This is a genomic window from Faecalibacterium sp. HTF-F (assembly GCF_023347535.1).
GTDB classification, from domain to species: Bacteria; Bacillota; Clostridia; order Oscillospirales; family Ruminococcaceae; genus Faecalibacterium; species Faecalibacterium wellingii.
Map to the genome: position 1 here is coordinate 2,284,855 of NZ_CP094473.1, position 25,536 is coordinate 2,310,390.

27 protein-coding genes, 1 tRNA gene, 1 pseudogene and 2 riboswitches are annotated in these 25,536 nt (G+C 54.7%); of the genes and pseudogenes, 12 read left to right on the forward strand and 17 right to left on the reverse strand.

Translation table 11 applies throughout. From position 1 onward, the window contains the following. Positions 1–23: 23 nt before the first annotated feature. Together MTP37_RS10825 and MTP37_RS10830 are read right to left on the reverse strand one after the other, a co-directional pair. Positions 24–872, reverse strand: coding sequence for an iron transporter (locus MTP37_RS10825; RefSeq protein ID WP_249237287.1), 849 nt, complete (start codon positions 870–872; stop codon positions 24–26). A 117-nt stretch (positions 873–989) separates the two neighbouring features. Next, positions 990–2,222, reverse strand: a complete 1,233-nt coding sequence (locus MTP37_RS10830; RefSeq protein WP_249237288.1) for a sirohydrochlorin cobaltochelatase — start codon at positions 2,220–2,222, stop codon at positions 990–992. A 165-nt stretch (positions 2,223–2,387) separates the two neighbouring features. Next, positions 2,388–2,598, reverse strand: a riboswitch (cobalamin riboswitch). Between the two features lie 256 nt (positions 2,599–2,854). On the opposite strand from MTP37_RS10830, the gene MTP37_RS10835 reads away from it, so the two are divergent. Together MTP37_RS10835 and MTP37_RS10840 are read left to right on the forward strand one after the other, a co-directional pair. After that, positions 2,855–2,939 (forward strand) — tRNA-Tyr (locus MTP37_RS10835). Between the two features lie 204 nt (positions 2,940–3,143). Continuing rightward, entirely contained in the window at positions 3,144–3,824 is a 681-nt protein-coding gene (locus MTP37_RS10840; protein WP_249237289.1) for a hypothetical protein, read from the forward strand. Between the two features lie 245 nt (positions 3,825–4,069). Here MTP37_RS10840 and MTP37_RS10845 read toward each other — a convergent pair whose 3' ends face one another. The 4 genes from MTP37_RS10845 to MTP37_RS10860 form a co-directional block, all read right to left on the reverse strand. After that, positions 4,070–5,335: a plasmid recombination protein gene (locus MTP37_RS10845; protein ID WP_249237290.1), complete on the reverse strand. Its 1,266-nt coding sequence runs from the start codon at positions 5,333–5,335 to the stop codon at positions 4,070–4,072. Between the two features lie 377 nt (positions 5,336–5,712). Further along, positions 5,713–7,029 carry a DNA primase family protein gene (locus tag MTP37_RS10850; protein ID WP_249237291.1) on the reverse strand — a complete coding sequence of 439 codons (1,317 nt, stop codon included), beginning with the start codon at positions 7,027–7,029 and terminating at the stop codon, positions 5,713–5,715. 73 nt (positions 7,030–7,102) lie between these two features. Next, a complete protein-coding gene (locus tag MTP37_RS10855; RefSeq protein ID WP_249237292.1) occupies positions 7,103–7,252 on the reverse strand; it encodes a hypothetical protein in 150 nt (49 codons plus the stop codon). 63 nt (positions 7,253–7,315) lie between these two features. Continuing rightward, positions 7,316–7,705, reverse strand: coding sequence for a CHC2 zinc finger domain-containing protein (locus MTP37_RS10860; protein ID WP_249237293.1), 390 nt, complete (start codon positions 7,703–7,705; stop codon positions 7,316–7,318). Positions 7,706–7,965: 260 nt separating this feature from the next. On the opposite strand from MTP37_RS10860, the gene MTP37_RS10865 reads away from it, so the two are divergent. The 10 genes from MTP37_RS10865 to MTP37_RS10910 all read left to right on the forward strand — a co-directional run bounded on the left by MTP37_RS10865 (position 7,966) and on the right by MTP37_RS10910 (position 15,672). Next, positions 7,966–8,796 (forward strand): helix-turn-helix domain-containing protein, encoded by an 831-nt coding sequence (locus MTP37_RS10865; RefSeq protein ID WP_249235584.1) that lies wholly within the window; start codon positions 7,966–7,968, stop codon positions 8,794–8,796. Continuing rightward, the gene (locus tag MTP37_RS10870) at positions 8,780–9,445 is read left to right on the forward strand and encodes a sigma-70 family RNA polymerase sigma factor (RefSeq protein WP_249237294.1); all 666 of its coding nucleotides are present in this window, start codon (positions 8,780–8,782) and stop codon (positions 9,443–9,445) included. The genes MTP37_RS10865 and MTP37_RS10870 overlap by 17 nt, the downstream gene beginning before the upstream one ends. Before the next feature lie 162 nt (positions 9,446–9,607). Beyond that, positions 9,608–9,856, forward strand: coding sequence for a hypothetical protein (locus tag MTP37_RS10875; protein ID WP_249237295.1), 249 nt, complete (start codon positions 9,608–9,610; stop codon positions 9,854–9,856). Between the two features lie 58 nt (positions 9,857–9,914). Continuing rightward, on the forward strand, positions 9,915–10,346 hold the full coding sequence (locus MTP37_RS10880; RefSeq protein ID WP_249237296.1) for a hypothetical protein: 432 nt from the start codon (positions 9,915–9,917) through the stop codon (positions 10,344–10,346). 20 nt (positions 10,347–10,366) lie between these two features. Continuing rightward, on the forward strand, positions 10,367–11,833 hold the full coding sequence (locus tag MTP37_RS10885; protein ID WP_249237297.1) for an ABC transporter substrate-binding protein: 1,467 nt from the start codon (positions 10,367–10,369) through the stop codon (positions 11,831–11,833). 1 nt (position 11,834) lies between these two features. Beyond that, entirely contained in the window at positions 11,835–12,632 is a 798-nt protein-coding gene (locus MTP37_RS10890) for a carbohydrate ABC transporter permease (protein WP_249237298.1), read from the forward strand. After that, entirely contained in the window at positions 12,632–13,372 is a 741-nt protein-coding gene (locus MTP37_RS10895) for an ABC transporter permease subunit (RefSeq protein WP_249237299.1), read from the forward strand. Before MTP37_RS10890 ends, MTP37_RS10895 begins: the two co-directional genes overlap by 1 nt. Positions 13,373–13,540: 168 nt before the next feature. After that, on the forward strand, positions 13,541–13,846 hold the full coding sequence (locus MTP37_RS10900) for a type II toxin-antitoxin system RelB/DinJ family antitoxin (RefSeq protein ID WP_249237300.1): 306 nt from the start codon (positions 13,541–13,543) through the stop codon (positions 13,844–13,846). Next, positions 13,843–14,163, forward strand: a complete 321-nt coding sequence (locus MTP37_RS10905) for a type II toxin-antitoxin system RelE/ParE family toxin (RefSeq protein WP_249237301.1) — start codon at positions 13,843–13,845, stop codon at positions 14,161–14,163. The genes MTP37_RS10900 and MTP37_RS10905 overlap by 4 nt, the downstream gene beginning before the upstream one ends. 12 nt (positions 14,164–14,175) lie before the next feature. Further along, positions 14,176–15,672: a recombinase family protein gene (locus MTP37_RS10910; RefSeq protein WP_249237302.1), complete on the forward strand. Its 1,497-nt coding sequence runs from the start codon at positions 14,176–14,178 to the stop codon at positions 15,670–15,672. A gap of 191 nt (positions 15,673–15,863) precedes the next feature. Here MTP37_RS10910 and MTP37_RS10915 read toward each other — a convergent pair. From MTP37_RS10915 to MTP37_RS10965, 11 genes and pseudogenes are all read right to left on the reverse strand, one after another. Further along, a pseudogene (locus MTP37_RS10915) lies at positions 15,864–15,983 on the reverse strand (polar amino acid ABC transporter ATP-binding protein); the annotation flags it as partial. A gap of 238 nt (positions 15,984–16,221) precedes the next feature. Continuing rightward, on the reverse strand, positions 16,222–17,268 hold the full coding sequence (locus tag MTP37_RS10920) for a sulfate/molybdate ABC transporter ATP-binding protein (RefSeq protein ID WP_249237303.1): 1,047 nt from the start codon (positions 17,266–17,268) through the stop codon (positions 16,222–16,224). Beyond that, positions 17,265–17,936: a molybdate ABC transporter permease subunit gene (gene modB, locus MTP37_RS10925; RefSeq protein ID WP_249237304.1), complete on the reverse strand. Its 672-nt coding sequence runs from the start codon at positions 17,934–17,936 to the stop codon at positions 17,265–17,267. Before modB ends, MTP37_RS10920 begins: the two co-directional genes overlap by 4 nt. Before the next feature lie 10 nt (positions 17,937–17,946). Continuing rightward, positions 17,947–18,831: a molybdate ABC transporter substrate-binding protein gene (gene modA / locus MTP37_RS10930; RefSeq protein WP_249237305.1), complete on the reverse strand. Its 885-nt coding sequence runs from the start codon at positions 18,829–18,831 to the stop codon at positions 17,947–17,949. A gap of 72 nt (positions 18,832–18,903) precedes the next feature. Continuing rightward, complete coding sequence (locus tag MTP37_RS10935) at positions 18,904–19,836, reverse strand: MOSC domain-containing protein (protein WP_249237306.1); 933 nt, start codon at positions 19,834–19,836, stop codon at positions 18,904–18,906. Positions 19,837–19,842: 6 nt separating this feature from the next. After that, positions 19,843–20,811: a GTP 3',8-cyclase MoaA gene (moaA, locus tag MTP37_RS10940; RefSeq protein WP_249237307.1), complete on the reverse strand. Its 969-nt coding sequence runs from the start codon at positions 20,809–20,811 to the stop codon at positions 19,843–19,845. Continuing rightward, a complete protein-coding gene (gene moaC / locus MTP37_RS10945; protein ID WP_249237308.1) occupies positions 20,804–21,301 on the reverse strand; it encodes a cyclic pyranopterin monophosphate synthase MoaC in 498 nt (165 codons plus the stop codon). Before moaC ends, moaA begins: the two co-directional genes overlap by 8 nt. A gap of 72 nt (positions 21,302–21,373) precedes the next feature. Beyond that, the gene (locus tag MTP37_RS10950; protein WP_249237309.1) at positions 21,374–22,393 is read right to left on the reverse strand and encodes a molybdopterin-binding protein; all 1,020 of its coding nucleotides are present in this window, start codon (positions 22,391–22,393) and stop codon (positions 21,374–21,376) included. A gap of 12 nt (positions 22,394–22,405) precedes the next feature. Next, positions 22,406–22,924 (reverse strand): molybdopterin-guanine dinucleotide biosynthesis protein B, encoded by a 519-nt coding sequence (gene mobB, locus MTP37_RS10955; RefSeq protein ID WP_249237310.1) that lies wholly within the window; start codon positions 22,922–22,924, stop codon positions 22,406–22,408. Further along, positions 22,914–24,152: a molybdopterin molybdotransferase MoeA gene (locus MTP37_RS10960; RefSeq protein ID WP_249237311.1), complete on the reverse strand. Its 1,239-nt coding sequence runs from the start codon at positions 24,150–24,152 to the stop codon at positions 22,914–22,916. The genes mobB and MTP37_RS10960 overlap by 11 nt, the downstream gene beginning before the upstream one ends. Before the next feature lie 242 nt (positions 24,153–24,394). Next, a riboswitch (molybdenum cofactor riboswitch) is annotated at positions 24,395–24,570 on the reverse strand. Positions 24,571–24,595: 25 nt separating this feature from the next. Continuing rightward, positions 24,596–25,513: a hypothetical protein gene (locus MTP37_RS10965; RefSeq protein ID WP_249237312.1), complete on the reverse strand. Its 918-nt coding sequence runs from the start codon at positions 25,511–25,513 to the stop codon at positions 24,596–24,598. Positions 25,514–25,536: the final 23 nt, after the last annotated feature.

Genomic DNA, 25,536 nt, shown 5'->3' on the forward strand with positions numbered 1-25,536 from the left:
GCCAAAGAAGGTGACTGGAGGAGTCACTTCAAGCTTGCAGAATCAAAGGTCAGCGTGTACTCGATCTCGTGGGGGGTGCTCATGGCCACGGTGTCGGCGGTGACGTCCAGTGCCGTGTCCAGCGCGGCAACGGGGATCTCAAAGGTGGAATTGCCCTCAGTGTTGGTGGGCAGATACTTCTCGCCGTCCACGAGCATATAGTCATAGTTGGGGCTGCTCCACACGATGGCAGCGGTCATTTTGCCGTCTGCCACGGTCAGGGCGGCGGGGCTCTCCACGGTGGCACGGCCGGAGCCGCCTTCCAGCGTCACCTCACAGGTGTAGGTGCCGTCGGCGGGAGCTGCGGTGCCAGCCTGTTGGACCGCATTGCGCACGCTGACGACATGATCGTACCACTTGCCCTTGGTGCCCAGAATGGCCAGATCAAAGTCGGCATCCACAGCAGAGACCGGGATATCAAAGCCGTACACCTCCTCCGAGGTGCCGTCGGAGTAGGTGACGGTGTCGGTGGTGGGCTGCAGCCAGTCGGACGCGTTGGCTGCGGCGTCCGCAGCCTTGCCCAGATACAGGTTGACGATGTGGGTGGACGCCAGACTGACGTGGAAGGTCATCTGGCCATTCTCCACGGTCAGGGTGCCCTTGCCATTGCAGGCTTCGTTGGCATGGAACATGGAGCTGTCGGTGTCAAAGTCGGCGGTATACACACCATCCGGCAAAGCGGCGGTCTCAACGGCAGAAGAAGCCACGGAAGAAGCAGCCTCCGAGCTGGCAGCGCCGGACGCCGCAGAAGATGCCGTGGAAGAAGCGCCGCAGCCCGCCAGCAGACTCAGTGCCAGAGAAGCAGCGACAACACAGGAAAAAACGCGTTTCATAGGAAATACCTCTACATTATAGAAAATCAGCTTTTATTATACCATTGTTCCGATAAAAAATGAACCCTCTCCACCGGGTGCCGCAAAGCGGCCGCGAAACGGAGAGGGTTCGTTTGATCAACCGTTCAGAGAATCGATTGCCGCCTTGGTGTGGGCGACATACAGCTTCTGGACATCCTCGATCTCACCCAGACCAGCGATCTGGCAGTCAACCGACTCAAATGCACCGGAAGCGTTGAACATGCTCAGCCAGGAATCATCATCCGAACCGGCCATGTCGTTGTTGGCGTGATCGCCGGCAACCACCATCAGCGGGCGCAGGATGACCTTGGTGTAGCCCGCAGCCTTAACAGCCTCGATGACGTTCTCGCAGGCAGTTTCCTCCGGCTCGCCCTCAACGGTGCCAATGAACACACTGTCATAGCCCAGAGTCTGCATGGTGGTCTGCATCTGGCTGTAGCTCACCTTTGCGGTGTGAGAGGTGCCGTGGCCCATAAAGACAAAGGCGGTCTTGTCCGCGGCAGCGGCATCCAGACTGTCGTAGCCGGCTTCCTTCACGGCAGCAGCGGTGACAGCCTTGGCAACGTCTTCCTTATCCTGATTGATGATGGTGGCATCGGAGCCGACCTCGCCCAGCAGGGGCTCAGCCACAGCGACAGATTCAAACTTGTCGCGGTAGGTGTCGATCATTTCCATCATCTCGTCGTACTCAGCGCCGTGCATCAGGTGGGTGGGCTGGACGACAAGGTTCTTCACGCCGTTTGCCACAGCGCGGTTCATGGCCTGCTGCATATTATCGATCTTTTCGCCGTCACGGGCCTGCACATGGTTGATGATGATCTGTGCGGTGAAGGCGCGGCGCACGCTCCAGTCCGGGTATGCGGCCTGCAGAGCATCCTCGATGCCCTTGATGTCCTTCACGCGGCTGTCGTTGAAGGAGGTGCCGAAGGAGACCACCAGCAGCTCGTTGTCGCCGATGTCGTCCTGATTGCGGGCATCGTCCTTGGAGGCATCGCCGGTGTCACGGCCAAAGTAGTCAGGGTCGGCGTTCTCGCCTTCCACCAGTTCCTTCTGGGTGTCGGTCAAAGCATCCCATGCAGCCTTGGCGGCTTCGCACTGAGCATCGGTGTCATCATTGCGCTCCTGCACATAGATGGCATCGATCAGGTCTGCCACATTCTTTGCTGCCATTTCGTCAGCCTCCTCGCTGCTCGCTTCGCTGGAAGCGGCAGACGCAGCGGTGCTGGATGCAGTGCCGGAAGCAGCACCGCCGCAGCCGGTGAGCACGCCGGCGCACAGGGCCAGAGCCGTAACAGCTGCAGCCAGCTTCTTGGTTTCGATCTTTCTCATTGTCTTGTCCTTTCCTGTGGATAAATTGCGGCCGAACCGAACAAAGGGTACAGGAAAGTGAGGTAAAAAAGAGGCCCTTTTGTCCTGCGGATGGCATGACAAAAAGACCTCTGATTTTTTCAGGGCTTTTTGGTACAACCAATTCCTCGTGATCTGGGGCTCAGGCCCCCGTACCAACAGCAGGCAGGTTTCCTGACTGAAAGATCGCCGCCCGGCGCCGCCTTCCCGGAGCAATGCTCCAGTGGCCGGTGCGCACAGCACCCTGACGCGGACTCCCTTATCACAGTGACGAGATCGTGCGGGATCTGCACCCGCTTCCCTTTTACCCTTCCCACCGCGCAAAGCGGCAGAAGGCACCTGCTGTTTTCTGTTCAGTTCGTCCGGAATTATAACATAGAATTGCGCAGAATGCAATCCGGAGCCGCCGGATCTGCCGCTTATCCAATAAATATTTTTGCAGCAAAAAAGACGGATATCCGCCGTTTTCGCACAAATCCATCCACATTGCCGCACCCTGCCTTCGACGGGCGCAAAAAACCTTTGAAGAAAAAAGTAAAAAACAGTTGACAAAATCCATTTCCCATGCTAAAATAAGCAAGTCGTCCGGCGAACGGACGCGCAAAAATGAATATGGGCGTGTTCCCGAGTGGCCAATGGGGACAGACTGTAAATCTGCTGCTTTCAGCTTCGGTGGTTCGAATCCACCCGCGCCCACCAAACAAGAAAAATCCGAACCTGTTTCCGATTGGAGAAGGGTTCGGATTTTTCGTTTTCTTCGGGTACAACAATGAAGGCTCCCGTGGACGGCGTAAAATGTATACAACGCAGAAACACAAATGAATTTAACATCTATGCTGATTTTTGTGCAAAATATTGTATTATATTAGTTGATGACAAATTTAATAGCGGAGGTTATCATCTATGAAACTAACTCCTGAAGAGAAGAGAAAAGTGGTTTCTTGTTGTAATGGCAATCTTATCCCTGACCATGATTTTGATTGGGTACATAACTATCCGACAGAATGGTTTCAGCAAAAATTCGATTTTATACCAGACGAAAGGTTGAAAGAACATTTAGGGGATGAGTTTTATCAGACGCGATTTGCATATACCTTAATGCAAACTCTGAGCCTACCAATGTCAAAAAACAAAGGCATCATTAAGTTTCAAATTATACAGTACGCATCTATTTGTGAGGCTTTGCTAAATTATACCTTAGAGCATTATTTCAAGGAAACATTTGAAAATCAGTTTGCTGCGGTGACTTTCAAAAAGTGTTCACAAGCGCTAACTGAAAAAACAAAGATAACCTATGATGGAAAAGCGCTGTATTTATGTGATACAAAAAGCGAAAAAGCTAAAATTGAGTGGACTGCAAATCCAGTAAAAGCAGATTTTGCACTAGAAAATGGCATTCTATCGGAAACGACCAAAGAGAAATATTGTGAGTTATACGATTTAAGGAATAATGCACATATTTTGAAGGCAGCAAGAGCCGACTACTATCCTAGACTCAAAGACGCAAGTGCTGCATATGAGTTGGCAGTACAGTTTATTGACGAAATTCGAGCATATTTTAATGCACACACGCTTGACTCTTAATCTTATATGTAAAGCAGGGCGTTCCCTTTACTGGGAGCGTCCTGCTGTTTTTATGCTGCAACAGGCAAGGCTTGTAGAGCTTCTTGCTCTTTCAGCCATTCCTCATATTCACGCTGGCCTTCCTCACTGTTGAAAAACTCAACCATGGAGGGATAAAAGCAACGTGCCAGCGCCTTGATTGCTTCATCCGGGTAGCCGGATTTGTTTGACTTCTTTTTTTTTGTTCAAATAGTATCCTCCGAAAATCAAAGTTCCATATCCTGCCCACGCTTGCGGTTTTTCTGCGGCACATTCATGGTGCGCTCCTGCTTGAGGGCGAGAATCTTTTCCAGAAAGCTGCGCACCAGTTCAGGCGCACGGTGGAGCGCGTCCAGATAGGGCTTCACTTCATACCAGAGCTCATGATACTTTTGACCCCAATGAGCAGCTTCCTTCTTGGCGGTGGAAAGTTCTTCTTTCAGGCGGCGGTTCTCCACGTCCATCATATAGCCGTGGTCGGCCTGCTTTTTCAGTTTGGAAAATTCCTCCTCGGTCAGCGAGTAGTTGCCGAGGAAGGTGCGCTTGCCGATATAATCCAGATCGCGCGCATGAATGAGGGCTTCTTTCGTGAGCGTGGCCTTTTTCTGCACAGCGGCAAGTTCCTTCTCCTTTTTGGAGAGGGTCTGACTGGTTTTGGCAAGCGACTGCGCCTTTTGGTCGGCTTGGGCGGTCAGGCTGTCCAGCCGTTCCTGCTCCCGTTGAACTTTGAACTGGGTGACGGTCAGGTGTTCTTCGGTGCTGCCGCGCTCGCCGCGCTCTACATCGGTGTACCCGGCATTGTGCATATAGTTGAAGAAATCGTCTTGCAGGATGCTGTACGACTTCTTCAGGACTGGTTTGCCGTTCTTTTGCAGGACGGGCTCTCCAGCATCGTCCAGCAGGGGCTTGGATGCCCACTTCTTGCTCCGGCTGACCTGCATGACGGTCTCCTTGACTGTGCCGACCAGTGCCTTGTCCTTGCAGCGTTTCGACCACAGGATCTGCTTTTCCACCACAGGTACATAGACCACATGGAGGTGGTAGTGGTAAACTTCGCGGCCTAGTGCTTCGGTCATGGCACGGTTGATCTCGTCGGCGTGCATGACTGCCGAGAGGATATACTGCTCACCGCCCACGATCTGAACAGCAGCTTTGTAGGCATCCTCATAGAACTGCTTGGCGAACTCGTAGCCACCGTGATTGTCGAAATAGGCAGAGTTGACATCAAAGACAAGCTCGCAATAATGGGTGGCATCCGGCTTCAGGCCGCGCGTTGAAATCGTACCAGCGGTTTCCAGTTGGGCGAACAGGTCAGTGTAGCTGGCGGTTGGCTTTTTGAAGTGGACGTTCCATGCAGCGCGCTGGGGGATAATATCGGGGTTCCGATAGCTGTCCTTTTCGCGCTCGTTGTGCTGCTGGGTGTTACCAACGGCCTTATCCGAAACGGCGAGGTTTCGGACACTTGTGCGGTCAATACCATCATTTCTTGCCAAAGGGCATCCCTCCTTTCGGGGTTTATCGGGAGGTAACGGGGAACGGAGATGCACTTCTGCGGAAGTGTAATAACCCACTATAACACTTTCATCCCTATGGGCTGCAAAGTGTAGTGGGCTCTTCGAGGACTCTCCGAGGGGGAACGTCTCCTGCGGGAGAGCTACGATCAAGTTCGCACAATGCGAACTTGATTGCTCCGTACGTATCTGAAAAAATTGCGTACGGACTTCAAATAACCTGTACGGTTCGTACGGTGTACGAAAATCCAAAATACAAACGATAACACGTTTTAATTTTCGCTGATTTGCCGTACAGGTGCGTACAAGTACAGACCGTACAGGTTGTACGAACTTCTTCCGTGAAAAAAATGCACTTTTTACGGGCAGGGGTGGACAAGAGGTTCGATGCCTACAAAGCCCCGCACCCTGCGGCCACCGGGCAGGTAGATGTTGTTGGTGGCTTCAAGGTTATAGCGGCGGTCATTCTGGCGCAGTTCGGCGCTGAAACGGATCGCCGATACGCTGTGGCAGGCGTTGTCCTCGCACCACTGCTTGTAAATGTCGTAGAACTCCTTGGAGCTGATGGAGTAGTCCGCCTTGAAGCGGAAGTAGCCCTCGGACTCCATGAAGTCGATGACGTTGTTGCTGCTGCGCTTGATGGTGTCCACGTTGGCAGCGGCTCGTTCGCTGACCGTGAAGCGGAAATCGTTCTGCACCAGCCGGTGCAGCCCTTCCTGACACCACAGCAGGATGCCCTCCAACTCGGCGCACATCTTCTCCACAAGGAAGGGGTCATCCGTGCGGTCGGTGGGCTTGTCCTTGGTGGTCAGGATGAGCTGGCGGCGGAAGAAGCCGTCCGAATGGTCATACAGCGAGGTCAACGCACCGTTGCCGAAACAGAGGAATCGGGCGTAGATGTCCCGCTGGTAGCTCTGGACACCTTTTCGTTCCAAGTCCAGCTTGGCTTCGGCGGTCACGATGGTCTTAATATAATTCGTCTTGGGCAGGGCGTTCATATCCATGTCATCGTCGATCATCAGCAGGCGGCGTTCCAGATCGACACGGGCAAAGCGGTTGTTCTCCACCTTCTGGACGCTGCCGTTGCTGGCGGCATCTCCCATGAGTCGCTTGAGCACCAGCCCGATGCGGGACTTGCCCTCGCCGCCCTTGCCGACAATGAGCATCATCTTCTGCCCTTTGGTGCTGGGAATCAGGCAGTAGCCCAGATACTCCTGCAAGGTGGGGATGTCGGCATCGTCCAGCAGCTCGTGCAGAAAGGTCAACCAACGGTCAGGGGTGGCGGCTTTGGGGTCATACCTCACAGGCAGGCGGTTCTGGCAGAACAGCCGACTCTCCTGAAAAGAGCCGTTCGGCAGATGGTACACTCCGTTCTGGAGGTGGATGCAGTCCTGCTCGATGGGGAACGGGTCGGAAAAGGCCAGCAGCTTGATGGTCTCCAGAATGTTGGTGACCTTTTTGGACAGGCCGGAGGTGACATATTCCTCGATGTTCTCCAAGATGCGCTGCTTGATCTCGCTTTCGTCCTCCACCGGTCCGTCCAGCGTGTACAGTGTTCCGTTGACGCATTTCAGCGGCCACTGTTCCAGAAAGGCACGTCCAAACTGGACTTCGTCAATTTTCTTACCGTTGTACCAGTCCGGCCATAAAGGGTTGCGGGAAATGTTTTTCTTCATGTGGTGGCTCTCCTTTCAAAAAGTAAAGTGGTGATTATCATAATGATAAGCACCACTTTAGGTGAATGAATCGTCAGGCGCACTTTGCCAGAGCAAGGCGGTCGGTGCGCTCCTCCAGCATCAGCAGGTACGACCCGGACAGCAGCTGTGCGGCGGCAGCGGCCTTCTGCTGGGGTGTTCCAAATGCAACGCAGTCCGTCAGGTGCTCGATGGTCTCGGTCATGTGGAGGGCTTCCACGAACCGCTCGTCCAGCGGTTCTTCCGGGCTGGCGGGCTTGTAGCGCTCCTACCAGTCGTGCAGCAGGTCGAGATAATCGGTCAGCACCCGCAGGCAGTAGGCGATGTCTGCCCACTGCTCGTCCGTCAGGCCACGCTTGGGCGGCGGCAGGGCGATGGCATTGGCGGGCGGCTTATCCGGGTCAAGCCCGAAGTCACTTGCGAGCTTCTCGGCGGCTTGCCGGGGGTTCAGGTCGAACAGCTTGGCGGTGAGGTCGATGGCATCACCGTTGGCTCCGCAAGCGAAGCAGTAATAATAGGTGTCGTTCAGCTTCATGCTGGGGTCGCTGTCAGAATGGAACGGACAGCACACCATGCCATGGCGGTCAGGCTCCATGCCGTACATCTCTCCCACCTGCCGAACGGTGATGGCGGACTTGACAGTTTGATACAGGCTCAAGGGCATTTCTCCTTTGTTTCGTGCGTTGCACCAGAGTACCCCCCCAAAGTGGGAACTCTGGTGTTTTTTTTGCTTCCTGCCTGAATATACGGAAAATTTTGCAGAAAGGGTGAAAAAGCGGCAAAACTGCAACGGAAAAAGAAAAAAGCCCTTACTGGTTGCAGGACTGCAACAGCAAGGGTGGAGAGGTGACCGTATATTGAACAAAACGGCAGAGCGTACTATAATGAGAAAAAAGATCAAAAAGGAGGGCCGACCACATGGCACAGGAATATCTGCCCGCACCGTCCAACGTCCGTCTTGCGGACTTGATGAAAGAGCACAACATCAGCCAACCGGAGCTTGCCAAGGAGATCGGCTGCTCTAAAAGCACTATCAGCCGTTTTATCAGTGGTGCAAAAGGGACGCTGACCCATGAGCAGGTGCTGAAAATCGCAAGGCTGTTTAATGTGTCCACGGATTTCCTGCTGGGAGAAACCAACATCCCCGACCGCAAAAATTACGACATTGCCGAACTGGGCTTGTCCGTAGAAGCTGCAAAGAACCTCTACACAGGGCGTGTCAATACAGAGGTGGTCAACCTGCTGTTGGAAAACGCCCGCTTTGCAGAGCTTACTTACCGCATAGCGCAGTATTTTGATGATACCTTTGCATCCGGTATCGCGGCACAGAACGCCATGCTCACGACATTGAGCACCCTGCTGCGCACAAGGGTCAAGACCCCGGAGGCAGCCAAAGCCGCAAAGGACATCAGCCTTCGGAGAAAGCCGGTGTACCAAGGCGACCTTGATGATATTGAAATGTACTTCATGGCGGCAATCAAGGAAATCAAAAAGGGTATCGGGAGCCATTACGCCGAGCAGGAAGCCATGAGCAAGAAAGTGGCAGAGAAGATGTTCACCGAATTGACTAAAGGGCAGGATGTGCAGCACCCAACGATTACGGCAGAGCAGTTGACAGATGCAATGTTGGACAGCGTTTCGGGCATGGAAGGAGCTACGCCGGAAGCGCTGGAACAGCTGCGGAACGGTCTGCTGGGAATCTTGCAGTCTGCCGCAGAGCAGGAAAACGCCCATGAAGCAGACGAATGAACGGCTTTGTGCGCTGGCGCAGAAAGGCGATGCTGCCGCGCTGGACAGCCTGATCGACAACAACAAGTCCTTTATTGGCAAGGTGGCAAATGACCTTTTCCGCAGCATGAATCTGGCACAGTCCGGCCTGAACCTTGACACGGACGATTTGAAACAGGCAGGGAATATGGGCTTGTGGAAGGCCGTGCCAAAGTTCGATGCAGCGCGCGGCATGAAGTTCTTGACCTACGCAGCTCCGGCCATCCGCAACGCCATGATGGATATGGTGCGGGATGCCTTTGCCGCTTTTGAGCAGCGGATGGTAACGGAGGACAAAGACGGTATCTGCTACCAGCGCGTTTCGCTGGACGATGTTCTGCCGGGAGAGGAACAACTGCGGCGCATCGAAGCCATAGCCGACCCTTATGCCATGCAGCCGCAGAGCATTATGGAGGAGCAGGAATCGTGCCGGGAGTTATACGAGGGCCTGAAACGGCTGACCCAGCGAGAGCAGACCTATCTGCTGTACCGCTATGGCTTCACCGATGGCGAGGAACATCCGCTGATCGGCACGGCGATATACTTTCACCTGACAAAAGGCCGCGCCAAAAAGACCGAGGAACAGGCCATGGATAATCTGTGGCTGGAACTGCCGTGGTGGTATATCTGAATGGAAAAATCGTGATTGTGCTACAAGTTTTCTGAAAATTTATGTGCAACCATACGATTTTGAAAAAAATTGTGGACGGATGAAATAAAGCGGGCTTAAATTTCGTTGTTTTAACAAGGATTTGTAAGAACTTCTTTTAGAACGTATATAGGAGGCCTTTTTATGTTAGAGCAATTTTTCAAATCACAAGTTGCAGTTGTTTCTGACCCCTACCAGTGCAATCACATCACGGATGCGCTGGCAGCTGCTGGAATCAAATTCTATTGCAAAACCAAAGATGTCAATCGGCGTAATACGTTCGATCAGGCAAGAATTGGATCTTTAGGCATAAAACCGAAGTATGTCACAGAGATATTTGTAGACAAAGAAAATGCAGATATGGCACTGCATATTGTACACACGCTAAAGTAAAGTCTGCGATATCATAGTTCTTACAGCGTGATTTGTTTTCAGTTGACTGGAGAAAAACATGAAAAGAATTTGCATTGGACTTTTGACCGCACTAGGGTGTATTGCTGTAGCTACGGCGTTGATTGTTCGGCCATTTAGCAAAAAATCCATCCAGTCTTATGTACTGCGAAATCAGGATGAGCTGACAAACTATGCGCGGAAAGTGATAGAAGACCATCCAATGGAACCGCTAGAGTGGAATGGATGGAAAGTATATTATTACGCAGATGATATGGTGGAATTTTGTACAGGCTCTTTCGGGCTTGTTCCGAGTACTACATATAAGGGCTTTTACTATTCTGAAGATGATGAACCACATGGCTTTCAAGATGTTCCGGTTGAGTTTGTAAAAAGTGGAAATGGATGGTCGTGGGCAGAATCAGAAGGTGATAATACACAATATACTGAACGAATTGCAGCACATTGGTATTGGTATGAAGCAAAATTTTAGAAGTCGGAGAACCTGAAGTTATGTATAACAATAGACGAAATAACCGATTTAGTATATTTATTGCCGCTATTATTGTAAGCCTGCTGGTTCTTCTCACAGGATGCGCATCTACCAAGAAGGAAACTGATTTAGCTAAGCCCGTTGCAGAGGATAGCTCAAATCCAGTCACTGTAACAGTCTACCTTACCGCTCACTATGCAAATCCTGATACACATTGTCCTATCTATGAAAAACTGCTAGATTATCAAAAAGAGAACCCTAATATCACAATACAGTTCGTATCGCCCAAAGAGGGCGATACCGCAGAGCGTGAGGCTGAGATTCATCGGCTAAATACGGAGATCCTTTCAGGCAAAGGACCCGACCTCTTTATTATGGAAGGAAACCGATTGACGAATGTTAATCTATTTCCAGATATTGAAAAGAGTATGATGAATGGAGCTTTCCTCGATCTCACCGATGTAATGGATTCAAACGAATTCACAGCAGAGAATTTTTATATGCCTCTTTTAGATGCTGGAAAACTAAAAGGAAAACAGTATATTTTACCTTTGTGCTTTTCCGTTCCAACTCTGACAAGTGCAGAAAGCGTTTTGAAAGACAGCGGATTTGATATGCAAGCCGCATCAAAAAGCCTTGCTGCCACGATGGATGAACTACTGCGCATCTACAAGGAAAAACCAATGCTGGTTGTAACGGACTTTAGCATGACAAGCGCGTTATCGCAGCCGATCATCGATTACAAGAATCACACTATTAACTTGGACACAGTTAGTTGTCGGCAAACATTAGCATACGAGAAAGAATTCCGTACGGGTGAAATTTCTTATGAGATGCAAAATGGTTTGTTTGACAGTTTCAATCCAGAAGTAGTCCAAGATTATTTTGCAAACGGTGAACCTTTTGCTAGTCTTGACCCAAGCTATATGACAGTGGGACTTCTTCGGCAGTGTGCAGCTCTTGGAATCAAAACCGTAACACTTCCCATTCCCAATGAGCTAGGCGGTGTTACTGCTGAAATCGGTTCTTACGCAATGGGAAATCGAAACACAAAGCATCCAGCAGAGGTAAAAGCACTTTTAGCTTATCTTCTTAGTGAAGAATGCCAGTCGAGTTCGGCGTTTGCAGATAAAGATATGTTTCCTGTCCGACGTGGATGTCTTAAAAAATGTATGGAAGCACAATATCAATTCAGTGTCTATGATGCATCCCATGAAAAAATAGGTCAAGAAGATATTGAAAACCGAAAGGAGATGTATGGTGAAAATTTGACTGATGCACAGCTAGATCAGCTTGGAACAATATGTGACAAGATCAATGCAGCGCAATATCACACAATTTGGTACCGTGCCTTGCAGCTTGATCAAAGTGAGGATGGCGGAAATCTTCTAAGTGAAACGATGGTTCAGTATTGGAATGATGAAATCACCCTTGATGAGCTTGTTGATCGACTTACTCCGCAGCTCAAATTGTACCTTGATGAATAAAATGAAAAAGAATCTTCAGAGCAATATCCTTCTTCTGCCGGCACTTATTGCCGGATTTTTTTGCTATCTGTTTCCAATCCTGATTGCTTTTTGGAAAAGTCTCTTTCTTGGAACAGGAACTGATTTTGTCGGCATACAAAATTATGTGGATCTTTTTGAAAATGAGGCATTTTCACTCGCTGTTAGAAATCTGTTTCATTTGTGGGCCATCATTGTACCCGTCAATTTGGTTGTTGGCATTTTCGTTGCGGAAGCTTATATAAAACTCCGACAAGAAAAATTTTGTCTGTTCTTTCTTGTTCCTTCAATACTTCCGGCAGCTTGTGTTGTAACAATTGCATCAAGCATCTTACGAAAATCTCCTAGCCAGTGGGGTGAAACATCATTTGCATTTTATGTATTCCTTGTAATTGTATTATGGAAAACGCTGGGATTCTCAATTTTAATTTTTATGGTTGCTATGAAATCCATTGAATCCGAGATCATAGATGCCGCCATGCTGGATGGAGTCAACCCTCTACAATGTTTTTGGTACATAAAGCTTCCAATCATAAAGAGTTCTTTATTGATTTGTGGAATCTTGACGATTTACAATAGCTTTCGATGTTTCCGTGAAGCCTATTTGATTGGAGGAAGTCATCCGAATGAACAATTATATAGTATTCAGCACTTTCTACAAAACAATTTTATGAATATGAACTATGCACGACTGGAAGCGGCATCTGTTTTGGTTGTGCTTTTTGTTGGGGCCGTTGTGCTGATCGGAATGTACTTGGCAAGAAAAAAGAGGAATAACTGATGAACCCACGAAAAGAAGCTACATATAGGATGTTATCTTTGATAGCTGCTGTGATTTTTGTGCTGCCATGCGTATTTCTTGTTTTCCCGATATTTGATATAAACCCAGATGACTTGTGGCAGATGGATTCTCTGATGGAATTCATTTGCGCCTATAAAAATACCGCGATTCTTGCAATTGCCGGAGTGCTTATTCAAATTGTGATTGCACTGCCTGCAGGTTATGCGATTGCCAGAATCCCATCTCCGAAAGCGCAGACATTTTTTCTTTTGACCTGTGTTTTCTTTTTGCTTTTGCCGCAGCAAGCACTTATGCTCCCTCAATATCTGGTTCTGATGAATATTGGATGGTTGGATTCTCTTGAAGGGCTATTGATAATGACGGCTTTCCAGCCTTGGATGATTTTACTCTTTTGGTTCGCAGCAAAAAGAATTGACAGTAGCCTGTTCGATTCAGCAATTTGTGACGGCGCAAGCAACTGGGTGCTTTTTAGGAAAATTTATGCTCCAATTGTACGACCGTATGTTATGATTGCGGCATTCCTTTCTATCGCTGAGAGCTGGAATCTTTTGGAACAACCCATGACATTTTTGCAGAGCAAAGAAAGGTATCCGCTCTCTATGATTTTGATGCAGCTTTCAACGGATAATGCTGAATTAAAAAATGTCCTATGCTTGCTCTTTGCGGTTCCGCTGATGATTTTGTTCTGTACAATGGTAAAAAAGATAATCGATACATGAAAAATAAGAATGACTGGCTTGATTTCATTTCAGCAACAGGGCGGATATTTTGATCTTTGAACAATTCTGAAATAAATATGTTGTGCAATATGGAGAAATTTAATTATAAGTTTGGAAATTATTGATTTGCAACGCAAAATGCGTTACAATAAGGATGAGGTGATAACCATGGAAAAAACGATGACACTCAATCTTCGTGTCAACCCCACCGTTAAGCAGCAAGCCGAGGATGTGTTGAAGCAGCTCGGCATCCCGATGGCAACCGCCATTGATATGTACCTGCGCCAGATCACCCTGACTGGCGGCATCCCCTTTTCTCTGTCCCTGCCGAAAGCTCCTACGGCTCTGAATGCTGACACCATGACCGATGATCAACTTCATGCAGCCTTGCAGGTAGGCATTAAGGAAATTCAGAACGGTGATACCGTGGATGCTGCAAGCGCATTCGCACAGTTCAGGGAACAACACAGATGAAGCAGTATGACGTGAAAATTTCCCATGCAGCCCTCAGCGATATGGAGCAGATCTACAGCTATATTGCCGACCGTCTGCTGGAGCCTGACACTGCTATGGGGCAGTATAACCGCATTGCGGAAGCCATCCAGTCGCTGAACATCCTGCCGGAACGCTGTGCGCTGGTGGAAAGCGAGCCGGAGCGCACCCAAGGGCTACGGCAGATGCTGGTGGACAACTACTCGGTGTTCTACATCGTGAGCGAGGATGCGGTGTCGGTAGCCCGTGTGCTGTACAGTGCATCCGACCTTGTGCGCCGTCTGCGGAGAATGAAGTAAGGAGGTGCAGCCATGACTGCCGTAATCTACGCCCGCTATTCCAGCGACAACCAGCGTGAAGAATCTATCGAGGGGCAGATTCGGGAATGCACCGCCTACGCCGAAAAGAACGGCATCACGGTCATCAAGCACTATATTGACCGTGCCCTTTCTGCCAAAACCGATAACCGCCCGGATTTCCAGCAGATGATCAAGGACAGCGAGAAACGGTTGTTTGACATTGTGCTGGTCTGGAAGCTTGACCGTTTTGCCCGAAACCGCTATGATTCGGCCCACTATGAGTACCAGTTGGAACGAAATCATGTCAAGCTGGTATCTGCCACGGAGCCTATCTCTGACAGCCCTGCGGGTATTATGGTCAAGAGTATGCTCACCGGCATGGCTGAATACTACTCGGCAGAACTTTCTGAAAAAGTTGTGCGCGGCATGACCGAGAATGTGCTGAAAGGCAAGTACAACGGCGGCACGATTCCCATTGGCTTCAAGGTGGACGAGGAGAAGTTCTTTCAAGTCGACCCGCTGAAAGCTCCCTTTGTGGTAGAAGCCTTTCAGCGGTACAACGATGGCGCAACTATGAAGGAACTGATGAACTGGCTGAACGACAGTGGTGTGACTACCAACCGCAACCAGAAGTTCACCTACAACAGTGTTCAGACGCTGCTGACGAATAAGCGGTACATCGGAGAAAACCACTTCAAGGACATTGTGATGCCCGACAGTATCCCGGCCATCGTGGACAAGGACTTGTTTGAGGAAGTGCAGCTAAAAATCAAAAAGAACAGCCGCGCTCCTGCCCGTCACAAGGCCGAGGATGATTACCTGCTCACCACCAAGCTGTTCTGCGGAATGTGCGGTGCGATGATGTTCGGCGAGTGCGGCACAGGCCGGAACAAGGTCGTTCATCATTATTATAAGTGCGCCACCGCGAAGCGTTTCAAGACCTGCAAGAAAAAGACCGTCCGTAAAGAGTGGCTGGAAGATTTGGTCATAGCTGAAACCATGAAGCTGATTCAGGACGATGCCGTGATTGAAGCCATCGTTGCGGAAGTGATGGAGTTGCAGGATCAGGAAAACACCACGCTTCCTTTGCTGGAAAAGCAGATGCGCGAGGTAGAGAACGGCATTGAAAATATGCTGAACGCCATTCAAGCAGGTGTGCTGACCAACTCCACCAAATCGCGTTTGGAAAAGCTGGAAGCCCAGCAGAAAGAACTTGAGATTCGGATCGCCGAAGAAAAAATCGCTCGGCCTCGGTTGAGTGAAAATCAGGTTCGGTTCTGGCTGACCCGGTTCCGCAAGCTCGACCCGAACGTGAAAAGCCACCGTGAGACGCTTATCAATACGTTTGTGAACGCCGTTTATCTCTATGATGAAAAAGTTTTGATTACATTCAACTACAAAGACGGCACAAAAACCATCACTTTCGATGAAATCGCCGCCAAAGATGCCCCAGAGGGCAATGGTTCGGATTTAGGTTGCTTCGCTCCACCAAGAAACCTCAACGTATGAAAGTACGCTGAGGTTTTTGTTTTGCTGCAAAGCAAGACTCACTGGGCGGGTGGATTCGAACAGCATCGGCCCGCCGTACAGTCCGGCGGGCAAAAAAGCCCCTGCGGGGCTTTTTTAGATGCGCGGCTCGCGAAATCCACCCGCGCCCACCAAAAAGACCAGCGTAGAAAATACGCTGGTTTTTTGTTTTATTTGCCCGAACCGGACGGCCCGATGATCACCAGCTTTTCGCCTTCGGCCACTTCCAGGTTAACATCCTTCAAAACGTGCAAATCACCGAAGTATTTTTCCACATGCTCCAGCTTGATCACGTTGCATTCCCCTTTTCCTGTTTCATCTCTCTCAAGGCCGCCTTGCCTTGCAGAGTAACAAAAAAGACGCTTTGCGATCTCTCGCGAAGCGTCTTTGCCTTTGATGCCTAAAATATAGCGTTTCCTGTTATTTCTTTCAATCTGAAAGTTGCAACAACTTTGCCATCACATTTTTCATGTTTTGTAAAGTTACACAAAATCTCGCCTTATTTTTTGTCGATTCATGCAGGGGCAGTTTTCATACCAGCGGCATGATGCCTTCCGGCGCAGCGGCAAAGCACTGCGGCGCAGCGGGTGCAGCAGCTCCCAGCGTTGCCTTGCTCACCTTCCACCACAGGCGGGTCGTGCCGTCGGGTGCCAGAAAGATCAGATTCCAGTCAAACGGATTTTCACTGCTGGAAACCGCCTTTACCGGCAGTGCGTTCTGCGCTCCCGGTGCGCAGGGCGCAAGGTCGTGGGCGCGGATTCCCACGGCAGTGCAGTGTTCCGGCACCTCGGCTGCAAGGCGCAGCAGGGCGTCCCAGCCGGTCAGCCGCACCGTGTGCGCATCCACGCGGGTGCAGGGCAGAATATTTTTGCAGCCGGTCAGCCGTGCGGCGGTAATGCTCTGCGGGTCGGCAAACACCTCTTTGGTGGTGCCGGTGCGCAGTACCCGCCCGCCGTCCATCACAGCCATCTCCCGGCACAGGCGGTAGGCTTCGTCCCGGTTGTGGGTCACCAGCAGAGCCGTTCCGTCAAATCCCGCCAGCAGGCTGCCCACTTCGCTCTCCACCTCTTCCCGCAGGTAGCTGTCCAGCGCGCTGAAGGGCTCGTCCAGCATCAGGATGCGGGGCCTGCCCACCAGAATGCGGGCCAGTGCCGTGCGCTGTTGCTGCCCACCGGAAAGCTGGGCCGGGCAGCGCTTCGCCAGTGCTTCCAGCTGCATGGCACGCAGCATTTCCGCGCAGCGTTCCCTGCGGACGGCCTTGTCTTTTTCCGCTTTCAGCCCGCAGAGGATGTTCTGCTCCACGGTCATGTTGGGGAACAGTGCATAGTTCTGGAACAGAAGGCCCACGCCCCGCTGCTGCGGCGGCAGGTCGATGTGCTGTTCGCTGTCAAACAGCACCCGGCCGTCCAGCACGATGCGGCCCGCATCCGGCTTTACGATGCCCGCGATGCAGCGCAATGTCATGCTTTTGCCGCAGCCGGAAGCCCCCAGCAGAGCGGTGGCCGTGCTGCCTGCGGTAAATTCGGCCCGAAGGGTGAAGCCATCCAGCTTTTTGGTAACGTTCACTTCCAGACTCATTTCCGGCCACCCGCTTTCTGTTTTTTCTCCAGCAGGTTCACCGCCAGCAGCACCACCGCAGAGATGGCGATATCCACCAGCACCCAGCGCATGGCACCGGCCTCATCGTTGGTGCGCCACAGCTGGTAGACCGTGGTGGCGATGGTGGCGGTCTTGCCGGGGGTGTAGCCTGCGATCATGCTGGTAGCACCGTACTCGCCCAGCGCCCGGGCAAAGGCCAGCACGGTACCGGCCAGAATGCCCTGACGGCAGTACGGCATCCGCACCCGCCAGAAGATCCAGCTGTTGGACTGGCCCAGCGTCTGGGCCGACCATGCCAGCGTCTCGTCAAAGCTTTCAAAGGCGCCGCGGGCGGTGCGGTACATCAGTGGGAAGGCTACCACGATGGAGGCAAAGATGGCGCTGTACCAGTTCATGACCAGCTTGACCCCGAACTGCTCCATGAAGAAGATGCCCACCGGCCGCTTTGTACCGAAGAGCAGCAGCAGAAAGTAGCCCACCACCGTAGGCGGCAGCACCATGGGCAGGGTGAGCAGCACGTCCAGCACGCCCTTGACGGTGCGCGGCAGCTTTGCGATATAGTAGGCGGCAAAAATGCCGAGAAAGAACACTGCTGCGCAGCTGATAAGGGCGATGCGCAGGCTGTTCCACAACGGATACCAGTCCATGCCTGCTCCTTTATACGGCGCTGAAGCCCACGCCCTCGAACACGGTGGCGGCGCGGTCGGTCTGCAGATAGGCCAGAAACTCCTTGGCGGCCTCGGCGTTGGGGGCGGCCTTCAGCACGGCGGCAGGATAGATGACCTGACCGCACATCTCCTTGGTGGCCTCATCCACGGGGGTCAGACCGGCGCTGAAAGCATCGGTGCAGTAGACGACACCGGCATCCACGCTGGCCTCGGTGATCTGGGTGGTGACCTCCTTAACGTTGGAGCCGTAGGTGATGACACCGGCAGCGGCAAGTGCCTCCTCGTCCAGATCGTAGCAGGCAAGGATCTTCTGGGTGTACTGGCCCACGGGCACATCGCTGTTGCCCATGCAGAACAGGATGTCCTGTGCCTTCAGGTGCTCGGCCAGAGCGTCGAAGCTGTCGATGCCCTTGTCGCTGCCCTCCGGCACGCAGAGCACCACCTTGTTTTCCAGCAGGTCCACGCGGGTGTCGCTGTCCACAAAGTCCAGCCTGTCCTTGTTCACATCGGCCGAAGCTATGATGTCCAGCTGGTCCATCTGCTTCTGACCGGCAGAGATGAACAGATCGCAGTCCGCGCCCTCCTGGATCTGGGTCTTGAGGGTGCCGGAGGAATCGAAGTTGAAGCGGAAGGTCACGCCCGGGTTTTTTGCCGAGTAGGTCTCACCGATGGCGGTGAGGGTCTCGGTGAGGGATGCGGCGGCAAACACGATCAGCTCCACGCTCTGGGCTGCTTGTGAAGAAGCGGCGGCAGAGGATGCCACGGAAGCGGCTGTGCTGGAAGCAGCGCCGCCGCAGGCAGTAAGGGCAGCGGCTGCACCGGCAATGCCGGCAGCAGCCAGAAAGCTCCGGCGGGAAATGCGATGGTCGTTCATATCTGTTTTTCTCCTTCAAGTAAAAAACATTCTATTTCTACGCCCCGCAAAGGAAAACAGGGCGGGGAAACCTTATTTGCGGGCGCACTCGCCGTCCAGACCGGCGGCAATGCGCACACCGTGTTCCAGACTGGGCAGGATGTACTCCAGATTTTCCTGCACGGCTTTGGGGCTGCCCGGCAGGTTGACGATGAGCGTTTTGCCGCGCAGCACGCTGACGCCGCGGCTGAGCATCCCCCGCGGGGTGATGCTCAGGCTGTGATAGCGCATGGCCTCGGCAATGCCGGGGGCGTTGCGGTCTGCCACTGCACAGGTGGCTTCCGGGGTGATATCCCGGGGCGAGAAGCCGGTGCCGCCGGTGGTGAGGATCAGATTCACCTGACGGCCGTCGGCCAGACGGATGAGCTGAGCCTTCAGGGCCTTTGCTTCGTCCGGCAGGATCATGGTCTCCTCCACCACATAGCCTGCGGCGGTAAGCATCTCCACAATGAGCGGGCCGCTCTTATCCTCCCGCTCGCCGCGGCTGCCCTTGTCCGAAAGAGTAATGACCGCAGCCCGCAGGGGCGGGTTCTCCAGCGGGGGCAGCAGAGTCACTTCGTCCCCCACATGGATCTCGCCGCCGGTGAGCACCCGGGCGAACACGCCCTCCCGGGGCATGATGCACTCGCCGGTCTGCTGCTTGATAACGCAGTCGTTGTGGCACTCCTTGCCGATCTGGGTCATTTCCAGCACCACATCCCCGATGGCGAACCGGCTGGTGACCGGCAGATTGCGGAAATCGAAGCCCTCAATGACCAGATTTTCGCCAAAGGCACCATAGTCCACCCAGATCTTTTTACGGAAAGCCTCGATCTTTTCCGCGCTCAGCAGGCTGACCTGCCGGTGCCAGCTGCCGCCGTGGGCATCGCTCACGATGCCCCACTCCGGGGTCAGCACGGCGCTGGGCACCTCGGTCTTAACGGTGCCGCGCTTGGGGCTTGTGCAGATGGCCAGAATTTTTCCCATAAAAATTTATCCTCCGATGCGATACATGCCGCGGGTAGCGGGCATGGAACTGTCTTCAAAATGGTGTTCCCGGGGTTTGGCCCAGATGGTCTCCCGGATGGCGGCCAGCAGCTGCGTATCGTCCGCGCCGCTGCGCAGCAGGGCACGCAGGTCGCACCCGGCTTCGCTGGCAAGGCAGGGACGCAGAAAGCCCTGACTGGTCAGCCGCACCCGGTTGCAGCTGGCGCAGAACTTGCCGTGCACCGCCGCAATAAAGCCGATGCTGCCCTGCCAGCCGGGCACGGTGTAGTATACCGCCGGGCCGTCCCCGAAGTCTGCTTCTGCCAGCGGCTGCAGCTCCGGCCAGCGGCGGGCAAACCGCTGCCGCAGCTCCGGGCCGGAGATGCAGGGCATGGCCGCGCCGTAGCCAATGGGCATCATTTCAATGAACCGCACCTGCAGCGGGCGGTTCTCGGCAAGGGCCGCAATGTCTTCCAGTTCGCCCTCGTTGACGCCCGCCTGCGGCACGCAGTTCAGCTTGATCGGGATGCCGCTTTCCAGTGCCGCCTGCAAGCCTGCCTGCACGGCCGCAAACTCGTCCCGGGCGGTGATCTGCCGGAACACTTCCGGGCGCAGGGTGTCCAGACTGATGTTCACGCTGTCCAGCCCGGCTGCCAGCAAAGCGGGCAGCTGCTGCGCCAGCAGGATGCCGTTGGTGGTCATGGTAACTTTGCGGATGCCGGGGATGGCCTTGAGCCCGGCCACCAGCTGCGCCACGTTTTTGCGCACCAGCGGCTCGCCGCCGGTCACCCGCACGGTGTCGATGCCGCACTGGGCGAACAGCACCGCCAGACGCAGAAATTCCTCGTAGGTGAGTACAGCTTCGCGCTCCAGCTTTTCCACGCCGTCCGGCATACAGTAGCGGCAGCGCAGGTTGCACAGGTCGGTAACGGAAAGGCGCAGATAGTGGATCTCGCGCCGGGTGGAATCAAACATAGCCGCCCTCCGCCCGGATATAGTGGCCGCTCTTGCCGCCGGTTTTTTCCACAAGATGGATCTCGCCCAGCTCCATGCCCTTGTCCACAGCCTTGCACATATCGTAGATGGTGAGCAGCGCGGTGGAAACGCCGGTCAGCGCCTCCATCTCCACACCGGTGACACCGGCGGTCTTGACGGTGCACAGGGCTTCCACCGCCTGCTGCTTGGGAAGCAGGCGGAACTCGATGCTCACCTTGGTCAGGGGCAGCGGATGGCACAGGGGAATCAGCTCACTGGTTCTTTTTGTGGCCATGATGCCCGCAATGCGGGCCACGCCCAGCACATCGCCCTTTTTCACGGTGCCGCTCTGCACGGCAGCAAAGGCTTCGGCGTTCATGGTGATGATGCCGTGGGCAGTGGCTTCCCGGGTGGTGACGGGCTTTGCGCTCACGTCCACCATCACGGCGTTGCCGGCAGCATCAAAATGGGTCAGATTATTTTCGTTCATATTTTTTCACCTTAGTAAAGCTCCCCCGAAGGGGGAGCTGGCAAAGCCGAAAGGCTTTGCCAGAGAGGGTTTTCAGCAGTGCCCAAAGCCGCAGTTGGGCCAGTGGCACACTTCGCAGTTCAGGCACAGACCGCCCTCGCCCAGACGGGCGATGTCCTCGGCGGTGATGGGGTCGTCCGCCAGCAGGCGGGGCAGCAGCAGGTCAAAGATGGTGCGCTTTGCGTACATCACGCAGCCGGGCAGGCCGCACACCGGCACACCGTCCAGATAGCTCACAAGGAACATGGCACCCGGCAGCACCGGGGCACCGTAGGTGATGATCTCGGCCCCGGTGTTCTTGATGGCCAGCGGGGTGCGGTCGTCAGGGTCCACGCTCATGCCGCCGGTGGTAAAGATCAGCTCACACCCTGCGGCCTTGGCTTCCAGAATGGCGTCCGTGATCCCGGCAGGGTCGTCATCGCAGACCTTGTGGAAGATCACCTCACAGCCGTAGACGGCCAGCTTGCTTTGCAGGATGGGGGTGAATTTATCCTCGATGCGGCCCTTGAACACCTCGCTGCCGGTGGTGATGATGCCCACTTTCTTGGCCTGCATGGGCAGCACGTTCAGGATGGGCTCTGCCCCGGCGGCGGCCTGCATGGCGTCCATTTTTTCCTGCTCGATCACCAGCGGGATGATGCGGGTGCCTGCCAGCTTCTGGCCCTTTTTCACGGGCAGATCACCGTGGATGGTGGCGATCATCATCTGCGGGAGGCTGTTCACCGCTAGCAGCGCCTTGCGGTGGATCTTCAGCAGGCCGTCGCAGTCCGCGATCAGCTCGATCTTGCCCTCCTTCGGCTCGGTGCCGTGGATATTTTTGCCCGCAGCGGCCTTGTACAGCAGGGCGGCGGCTTCATCCTCGTGGAGGATGCCGGGGTGCTTTTCCCAGACGTAGAGGTTCTCCTTGCCGATGGAGAGCAGCACCGGGATATCCTCCGGCTGGATGACGTGCCCCTTGCGGAAGCGGGCACCCTTGAACTCGCCGGGAATGATCTGGGTGATATCGTGGCAGAGCACCTGCCCTGCCGCATCTTCGGTACGAATCAGTTTCATCTTATCTTCTCCTTACAGAGTCGGCATCTGGGCAATGATCCAATCGGCCAGCGGCTGGATATCCTCCAGCCCGAAGTCTGCACCCGGGATGTCGCCCACCACGGCCAGCGGCTGGAACGACACCGGCGCATCCGCGATCTCCCTGCGCACCACTTCGATCTTGGGCCAGCCGCTGGATTTGAAGCCTTCCAGCAGCACAAGATCATAGCCGTGCCGCTCGAACAGGGCCAGCAGATCCTGCTCGGTCAGGCGGAATTCCTCGGTCAGCAGATAGCGGGTGCCGGAGTAGACCGCCACGCCTTCGGCCCCTGCTTCCCGCAGACGGAAGCTGTCGGTGCCGGGCACATCCGGGGTAAAATCATGGCCGTCGTGCTTGATAATACCCACCTTCAGCCCACGGCTGCGCAGGACGGGCAGCAGCTTTTCCAGCAGGGTGGTCTTGCCGCTGTTGTGTACGCCGCTGACGGCCAGCACCGCCGGGCGCTTGAGCTCCAGTTCTTCTGCCAGAGCCTGTTTGGATTCAATATACAAAGTAAAGCACCTCCACTTCTTCGCCCGGAGCCACCGGGCCGCTGCCTGCGGGCAGCTTTACCAGACAATTACAGCCGATCATGGCAGAGAGACTGCCGGACGAATGCGCTTCGGCGCTGCCCTCGCCGGGGATGGTCACGCTGCCGCCTGCCGCTTTCGCCCGCAGGTAGCGGTCGCCCTTGCTGGATTTGGAAAAGCCGGTGGTCAGGGTACAGGTGGTACGGGGAAGAATGCAGCTCCCCTCCCGGCGTCCGGCGGCGCGCAGCAAAGCGGGGATGGCGTACTGTTCCAATGTTGCCGCAGCGGCAAAGGGGTTGCCGGACAGGCAGAACACCAGCTTTCCGGCGATCTCTGCCGCCAGCATGGGGCTGCCGGGCTTCTGTGCCACGCCCGCAAAGAGCATCTGTGCCCCCAGCTGTTCCAGCACGGCGGGCAGATAGTCCTTCTGCCCTACCGAAACGCCGCCGCTGGTAATGACGGCATCGCAGCCGGTCAAAAGTTCCCGCAGCTGGCAGGCGATGACCTCCGGGTCGTCCGAGCAGTGCCGCCGCTGCACGGCAAAGCCCAGCTGCCCCAGCCGGGCGGCGTTCTGGATGCCGTTGGCGTCGTAGATCTTGCCGGGAGCCCACGGTTCGCCCGGAGCCAGCAGCTCACTGCCGGTGGAAAGAATGCCCACGGTCAGGGTGCGGCATACCGGCACCTCGGCATAGCCCTGCCCTGCCAGCACACCCAGATGTGCGGGGGTCAGCGGTGTGCCCTCGGCGGCAATGATGGCTCCGGCGGCGATATCCCCGCCCCGGAGCACCACGTTCTGCTGCGGTTTCAGGCTTGAATAGAGCTGCACCGTTTCTTCGCCGCTGTCGGTCAGCTCCTGCATCAGCACACAGTCCGCGCCCTCCGGCAGGGGTGCACCGGTCATGATGCGGGCCGCGCAGCCCACAGGCAGGGCGGCGGCGGGGGCATCCCCGGCGTAGAGCTTCATGGTCACAGGCAGCGTGACCGGCGTTTCGCGGCTGGCCCCGGCGGTGTCGGCGCTGTGCAGGGCGTAGCCGTCCAGCGGGCTGCGGTCAAAGGGGGGCTGGTCCATCCGGGCGCACAGCGCCTTTGCGGCAATGCGGCCGCAGGCTTTTTCCAGCGGCAGGGCCTCCACCGCCGGGCGCGGCAGTGCCGCCGCTGCATCCAGCACGCGGCGCAGCGCAGCGGCAGGTGCGCAGAAAGGCTGTTTCATAAAAAATCCTCCAAATGCCCGGCTGCACCCGGTCTGCTATGGCTCAGACGGGGCGTGCCGGGGATATTCTTTTTTAACGACAGGTGAAAAAGAAGCGGAGACGTCTTGACCGAAAATCAAAACGCCTCCGCAGAATATCCGCACATACCGGCCAGCAGCAGCTTGCAGTCTGCCCTGCCGACGGCATCCCCGGCCTGTGCCGTCCTTGCAGTGACGGTACGGCCCGGAAAGTGCCCTGTGTGGATGGGAGGAGTTCTTTTTTTCAAATTGCAGCGTTTCTTCTGCGGGAAGGCGGCGGGGTTTCCCCCTCCACCCTTGAATGCCGGCCGATCTATTCTACCTCAGCCCTTAGCATTGCGGCGCGGTGTCCTGCTCTTTGTGGGAGTTTAGACACCTTTGCTCAAAGAAGCTCTTATACCCTGTTCAGTTGTGTGGGAATGCTTTTAGTCGCAGAACTCGTCCACGTCGCTGATGGCTTTTGCATAGCGGCGGGTGAGGTGCTTTGTGGAAAAGAGGAACCGCTCGTTCTGGTTGTTGGTCAGCTCCTCGATATCGGCATACTCCGGGTTCTCCTGCATGGCCTTCCAAGTCTGCTCGATGACCTCCGGTGCAAGGCCGTAGGGAGAGCGCTGGAAGTACTTGAGCGGAGTGGCGCTGGGGTAGATGCGGGCGTTGAACCGCACCATCTCGGCGAACATCACACACAGATCCTTGTCCTCGATGAGCTGCGCGATCATCGCATAGTTGTCGCTCATGTTGGCGGTGGAATAGTAGTAGGTATCCTTTGCGCCCTTGCGGGTAGTGATGTCCTCACACTGGGGGTCTGCAGGCATCTGCGCCAGCAGCTCGTCGGCATTTTCCACCTCGGTCAGCAGCAGGGCGTGGGGGGTCAGCAGCGCAGCCGCAGAGCGGGAGCGAATGTAACCGGCCAGTTCCTGTGCCGGGGTAAGCTCCGGCAGCTCCGGAGCGGTCTTGGTGGGCTGATCCGCAAAGGGATCATTTTCTGCCTCCGGCTCGGCGGCCAGAAAATCCAGCAGCTCCGGCTTTGCTGCCTCGGTCTGCGCGGCTTCAGCGGCTTGGGGCGCAGCTTCGGCGGCCTGCTTTGCAGCAAGCTCGGCGGTCTCCCGCTCCACCACAGCCATCACGTCCTCGCCGGCCTTGGCGGCGCTGCCGTCAAAGGTGCTGCCGGTCTCCTTCAGGCGGCGGGCCGTCTCGCTGGCGGCATCGATGTCGAACACCTCTGCCTTGGGCTTTTTCTTTGCGGCCAGCTCTGCCTTCTGCAGGTCCAGAACGGCCTGCTCCGGGTCTGCGCTGCCGTCTACGGTGGTGGTGTAGCCGGGTTTACGTCTGCCAAACAACATGACGATCGTTCCTCTTTCTATGG

Bases quoted from the DNA above. Each gene is read 5' to 3' on its own strand.
- MTP37_RS10825 (WP_249237287.1), bottom strand. From the start codon at position 872: ATGAAACGCGTTTTTTCCTGTGTTGTCGCTGCTTCTCTGGCACTGAGT.
- MTP37_RS10830 (WP_249237288.1), bottom strand. From the start codon at position 2,222: ATGAGAAAGATCGAAACCAAGAAGCTGGCTGCAGCTGTTACGGCTCTG.
- MTP37_RS10840 (WP_249237289.1), top strand. From the start codon at position 3,144: ATGAAACTAACTCCTGAAGAGAAGAGAAAAGTGGTTTCTTGTTGTAAT.
- MTP37_RS10850 (WP_249237291.1), bottom strand. From the start codon at position 7,029: ATGAAGAAAAACATTTCCCGCAACCCTTTATGGCCGGACTGGTACAAC.
- MTP37_RS10855 (WP_249237292.1), bottom strand. From the start codon at position 7,252: ATGACCGAGACCATCGAGCACCTGACGGACTGCGTTGCATTTGGAACA.
- MTP37_RS10865 (WP_249235584.1), top strand. From the start codon at position 7,966: ATGGCACAGGAATATCTGCCCGCACCGTCCAACGTCCGTCTTGCGGAC.
- MTP37_RS10870 (WP_249237294.1), top strand. From the start codon at position 8,780: ATGAAGCAGACGAATGAACGGCTTTGTGCGCTGGCGCAGAAAGGCGAT.
- MTP37_RS10875 (WP_249237295.1), top strand. From the start codon at position 9,608: ATGTTAGAGCAATTTTTCAAATCACAAGTTGCAGTTGTTTCTGACCCC.
- MTP37_RS10880 (WP_249237296.1), top strand. From the start codon at position 9,915: ATGAAAAGAATTTGCATTGGACTTTTGACCGCACTAGGGTGTATTGCT.
- MTP37_RS10885 (WP_249237297.1), top strand. From the start codon at position 10,367: ATGTATAACAATAGACGAAATAACCGATTTAGTATATTTATTGCCGCT.
- MTP37_RS10890 (WP_249237298.1), top strand. From the start codon at position 11,835: ATGAAAAAGAATCTTCAGAGCAATATCCTTCTTCTGCCGGCACTTATT.
- MTP37_RS10895 (WP_249237299.1), top strand. From the start codon at position 12,632: ATGAACCCACGAAAAGAAGCTACATATAGGATGTTATCTTTGATAGCT.
- MTP37_RS10900 (WP_249237300.1), top strand. From the start codon at position 13,541: ATGGAAAAAACGATGACACTCAATCTTCGTGTCAACCCCACCGTTAAG.
- MTP37_RS10905 (WP_249237301.1), top strand. From the start codon at position 13,843: ATGAAGCAGTATGACGTGAAAATTTCCCATGCAGCCCTCAGCGATATG.
- MTP37_RS10910 (WP_249237302.1), top strand. From the start codon at position 14,176: ATGACTGCCGTAATCTACGCCCGCTATTCCAGCGACAACCAGCGTGAA.
- MTP37_RS10920 (WP_249237303.1), bottom strand. From the start codon at position 17,268: ATGAGTCTGGAAGTGAACGTTACCAAAAAGCTGGATGGCTTCACCCTT.
- modB (WP_249237304.1), bottom strand. From the start codon at position 17,936: ATGGACTGGTATCCGTTGTGGAACAGCCTGCGCATCGCCCTTATCAGC.
- modA (WP_249237305.1), bottom strand. From the start codon at position 18,831: ATGAACGACCATCGCATTTCCCGCCGGAGCTTTCTGGCTGCTGCCGGC.
- MTP37_RS10935 (WP_249237306.1), bottom strand. From the start codon at position 19,836: ATGGGAAAAATTCTGGCCATCTGCACAAGCCCCAAGCGCGGCACCGTT.
- moaA (WP_249237307.1), bottom strand. From the start codon at position 20,811: ATGTTTGATTCCACCCGGCGCGAGATCCACTATCTGCGCCTTTCCGTT.
- moaC (WP_249237308.1), bottom strand. From the start codon at position 21,301: ATGAACGAAAATAATCTGACCCATTTTGATGCTGCCGGCAACGCCGTG.
- MTP37_RS10950 (WP_249237309.1), bottom strand. From the start codon at position 22,393: ATGAAACTGATTCGTACCGAAGATGCGGCAGGGCAGGTGCTCTGCCAC.
- MTP37_RS10960 (WP_249237311.1), bottom strand. From the start codon at position 24,152: ATGAAACAGCCTTTCTGCGCACCTGCCGCTGCGCTGCGCCGCGTGCTG.
- MTP37_RS10965 (WP_249237312.1), bottom strand. From the start codon at position 25,513: ATGTTGTTTGGCAGACGTAAACCCGGCTACACCACCACCGTAGACGGC.